The following is a 4,373-nucleotide window of genomic DNA, read 5'->3' on the forward strand; positions in this document are numbered from 1 at the left end:
GGGCAGCCACATCGCCCTGTCCCAGTATCCGGTGATGCTGGCACTGGCGGAGGACAGGGCGATGTGGCTGCCCGGGCTGATGATGCTGGGGGCGCTGGCCGTTCCGGCGGCGCTTGTCTCGGCACTGACCGGCTGGCTGGGCCTGCGGCCCGGGCGCCGCGGGTAACAAGCCCGCCCGGACCACAGGCCCGGACGGAATGGACGGCGTCAGCCGGAGCGGTGGGCCCGGCTGGCCAGACCTGTCAGCCCGACACGCCGCGCAGGCGGATGATGCCGTCTGCATAGGGTTCGAACCCCTCGATCCCCTGCCGCATCGTGTAGAAATACTTGATGTGGTACAGATAGATCAGCGGCAGGTCGTCTTTCAGGATGGCGCGCGTCTGGTCATACAGGGCCTTGCGGGCATCGACGTCCGGTTCGGACCGGGCCTCGGCCAGCAGCTCGTCGATCTGGTCGCTGCGGTAATGCTGGTCGTTATTGGCGCCGTCGCTGCCGACAAATGCGGTGATATTCGCGTCCGGATCGATCCGGCCCGACCAACCCTGCAGCGACATGTCGAAATTGCCGGCGACATTCTCGGCCAGCAGCGTGGCGAATTCGGTCGCCCGCAACGAGATCTCGAACCCGGTTTCCGAGGCCATGGCCTGGACGACCTGACCGACCTGCTGGGCGATCGGATTGTTGCCGATCTGCATCTCGACGCGGATCGGGGTCTCGACCCCCGCCTCGGCCAGCAATTCGCGGGCGCGGTCGGGATCGCGGGCGGGCAGCGGATCGGTTTCGTCGTAATAGAACGATCCCGGCGCGGCCCATTGGTTGCCGGGAAGATACTGCCCCTCGAACACGACCTGATTCAGCGCCTCGCGGTCGATGGACAGCGACAGGGCCTGACGGACGCGGGGATCAGAGCCAAGCGGACCTTCGGCGCGTGCGCCATTGCCGACGTTCACGGTGATGCCCTGATAGCCGATATTGGGCACCTCGAACAATTGCAGGCGGCTATCGTCGCGGATCGAGGGCACGTCGGCGGGCGCGGTGCGTTCGATGATATCCATGTCGCCGGAACGGACATTGGCCAGACGCACGGTCGTGTCGGGGATCGGCAGATAGATCACCCGGTCATAGTGATATTCGTCGGCCTCCCAGTGGTCGGCGAACTTCTCCAGCACGATGCGGTCGCCTTCGACCCGTTCGGCAAAGGAATAGGGGCCGGAGCAGACCGGGTTGCGGCCAAAACCGGCGCCCGCCTCATCTGCGGCATCGGGGGAATACATGCGGCCCGCGTGATGGGCCAACTGCGCCAGCAGCGTCACATCGGGGGCGTTCAGCGTGATCGTCAGCGTGTGTTCGCCGGTCGCTTCGACCCCGGCGATCGAGGACAGTTCTCCGCGACGGCGGCTTTCCTGCAGCGTCATGTTGCGGTCCAGCACGCGCCGCGCCGATTCCGCGTTGAAGGGTGTGCCGTCGTGATGTGTCACCCCTTCGCGCAGCATGATCGTCAAAGACATCCCATCCTCGGCCCATTCCCATTCGGTGGCCAGTTCGGGGATGATCTCCATGTCGGCATTGGTGTTGAACAGCCGGTCGCACAATTGTTCATAGACCAACGACGACACAAAGGTGCGTGACTGCGCCGGGTCCAGCGAATCCGGGTCTTCGTTCAGGCCGATGCGCAGATCAGAGGCGGCGGCCATGCCGCCAAGGGCGACGGTGCCCAAAGCGGTGGCCATGAAGGTGGTGATTTTCATCAAAGTCTCCCGGTTGTTTCTTGTCATGGGACGACGGCCTGACCGGCCGCTGTCATCGGTGCCTGCGGACCATCAAGATCCGCACCGCGCCGCGTGCCCGGAAGGGGATCGGGCATCAAAGGCGCATCGCATACCCTAGAGTTGCCGCCGCAGGCCCTGCAACCCTGCAAGGGGCAATAGTGCCAGGTCGGACCGGTCTGGCCGAACATTCATGCCGGGACATAATGTCGCAGAACGCCTGCGGTCCTATCCGTTGCGGGTCAGGGCGGCACCAAGTCCCGCATTCAGATGCGCGATGATCAGGCGGGGCGTGTGGCGGCGATCGGCAAAGCGCGCGGCCATGCCGATATGACGCGCCAGAGACAGCGCACGCAGCAGACCCACATGGCCCGGCACAGGGCGCAGGCTGCCATATCCGGCCAGAAACGCATCCTGCTGGCCCTTCAGCGCCGCCGGGGCCCAGCCCTTGCGCAGCGCGAATTCGTCCAGATGGGCCAGAAAATTCCCCAGATCGACGGCCGGATCGCCCTGCGCATACAGATCCAGATCCAGCAGCCAGACCCGGCCCCCGTCGATCAGCACCTGATCGGGATAGAAATCGCGATGGATGCCGGTCGCAGGCCCCGCAGGCAGCGCCAGCGCGGCGTCGCTCAGATGCCCGAGCAGAGCCAGAATGTCGGAGGCCGGGATGTCGGGGGCGGGAGTGTCGGGGGCCACAATGTCGAAGCGGGGAATGCCGGGGTTCCGCATCTGCGGGGCCAGCGCCTTTTGCAGCACATCGACCTCATCCTGCATCGTCCATGACCGATCCGCGCCGACATCTGTGCCATGCAGACGGGCCAGCCCGCGCCCGGTCTGATACAGCGGCGCGGTGGGACCGTCGAGCGCGATCAATCCGGTCAGAACCTGCCCCGGCACCCGGTCCTGCAGCCACAGATGCAGCGCCGGAACCGATCCGCGCGCTGCGGGAACGCCGGTCCCGTCCGACCCGTCCAGCCCGGCGGCGCGCAGCCGGTCATGCAGCGCCGGGGTGCGCAGATCGGGGCCCTTGAGGCGCAGCTTGCCGATCAGCCGGGCATCATAGTCGAACAGCGCCCGCTTGCCCGGCTTCAGCCGGATCATCGTGGCGGTGTCCATCGCCAGCCCGGTCAGGCGCGCCATCGCGGCGGGATCGGCGGCGATCCGCAGCGGATCGGGCGGGGGCAGGATGTCGGCGGCGCGGTCCAGCAGCCGGCGGGCCAGATCGGGCCAGTCGGGCCTGCGGGTGCGAAACCCCTCGGTCGCCAGCGCGGCAAGGGCCGAGGCGTGGTGGGCGGGCAGATGCGGCGGCAACGACCCATAGCCCTGCAGGAAGGCGCTGGCGCTGTCACCGGCCCAGCCAGCGGTCGCCGTGCCGGTCAGCCGGTCATGATCCAGCCGCGCCAGAAAGCTGCCCAGATCGCGGGCGGGATCGGTCAGACAGGCCTCGTCCCAATCGACGAAGGACAGGCGGCCATCGGGGGCCAACATCACCTGATCGGCGCTGAAATCGCCGTGACAGGGGACGGGCGCACCGTCCTGCAGCATCAGTGCCAGCGAACGGCGCAACTGCACGATGCGGGCCGACAGATGCGGGGCCAACCGTTCCAGATCCGCCAGCGCGGCGGGCGGGGCCGAGGGGGCACGCCTTGGAAGGTCGGCCTTGGCCCGGTGCAGCGCCGCCAGTGCGGCGCCGATACGGGCAAATGTGGCGGGCGGGGCCGCCTCGGCGCTGGTGCCCTGCAGCCAGGCGGTCGTGATCAGGCGATGGCCCTCATCCACGGCCAGGACGGCAGGCCCGCCCATCGAGGCGCCAAACCGGGCGCCCTGCAGGGCGCGGTCCCATGTGGCCCTGGACATCGCCTTGATCATCGCCTTGTCCCGCCGCAGGACCAGCCGTCGTTCGGGTTTGAAGCGCAGCGCCATCGCATCGCCCGGAACGACGCCCTTGCGCAGCGCAGTGATGCGGCGGTCGGCAGCGGGCGGCAGGACGATCACGGCATGCTGCGGCAGCAGCCGCACCAGCGCGGCGCGGCGGGGACCGATCTCATCCGCGTCGAACCGGGCGCGGGTCAGGGCGCGCAGGGTCACGAAATCGCCGCCCACCCGAAAGGTCGCCATGCAGCTGACCCCGGGCTTGTAGCGCAGATGGACGGGTTGCGCGGGCGCGCCCAGCAGGTCGGACACGGCCTGGGCATCCAGCACCAGCGCCAGCCCCGGCAGGCCCGGATCGCGCGCGACGATATCGCGGTCAGCCGGTGGCAGCATCGCGCACCCGCCCCCCCTGCTGCAGCCGCCACAGCGCGGCATAGCGTCCGCCCTTGGCCAGCAGCGCGGCATGGCTGCCATCTTCGGCCAGACGACCGTCATGCAACACGATGATCCGGTCCATCCGCGCCGCCAGCGCCAGATTATGGGTCACCAGCAGCGTGGTGCGGTCCGCCGACAGCGCGTCGATGGCGCGGGCGACGGCCTCTTCGCTGGCGCTGTCCAGACCGGCGGTCGGTTCGTCCATCATCAGCAGCGGCGCGTGGCGCAGGGCGGCGCGCGCAATCGCCAGCCGCTGCCGCTGTCCGGCCGAGAAATTGGCGCCGCGTTCGGCCACCA

3 protein-coding genes are annotated in these 4,373 nt (G+C 68.4%); all 3 read right to left on the minus strand.

Annotated features, from left to right (window positions below):
- Positions 1-242: 242 nt before the first annotated feature.
- Positions 243-1,748: an ABC transporter substrate-binding protein gene (locus tag EG885_RS21865; protein ID WP_131578902.1), complete on the minus strand. Its 1,506-nt coding sequence runs from the start codon at positions 1,746-1,748 to the stop codon at positions 243-245.
- 246 nt (positions 1,749-1,994) lie between these two features.
- Entirely contained in the window at positions 1,995-4,034 is a 2,040-nt protein-coding gene (locus tag EG885_RS21870) for an aminoglycoside phosphotransferase family protein (RefSeq protein WP_131578905.1), read from the minus strand.
- The coding region (locus EG885_RS21875; protein WP_131578908.1) for an ATP-binding cassette domain-containing protein at positions 4,018-4,373 on the minus strand (356 nt) is incomplete at its 5' end. The genes EG885_RS21875 and EG885_RS21870, both read right to left, overlap by 17 nt.

The sequence above is a fragment of the Paracoccus nototheniae genome, from assembly GCF_004335005.1.
In the GTDB taxonomy this organism is placed as follows: domain Bacteria; phylum Pseudomonadota; class Alphaproteobacteria; order Rhodobacterales; family Rhodobacteraceae; genus Paracoccus; species Paracoccus nototheniae.

Bases quoted from the DNA above. Each gene is read 5' to 3' on its own strand.
- EG885_RS21865 (WP_131578902.1), bottom strand. From the start codon at position 1,748: ATGAAAATCACCACCTTCATGGCCACCGCTTTGGGCACCGTCGCCCTT.
- EG885_RS21870 (WP_131578905.1), bottom strand. From the start codon at position 4,034: ATGCTGCCACCGGCTGACCGCGATATCGTCGCGCGCGATCCGGGCCTG.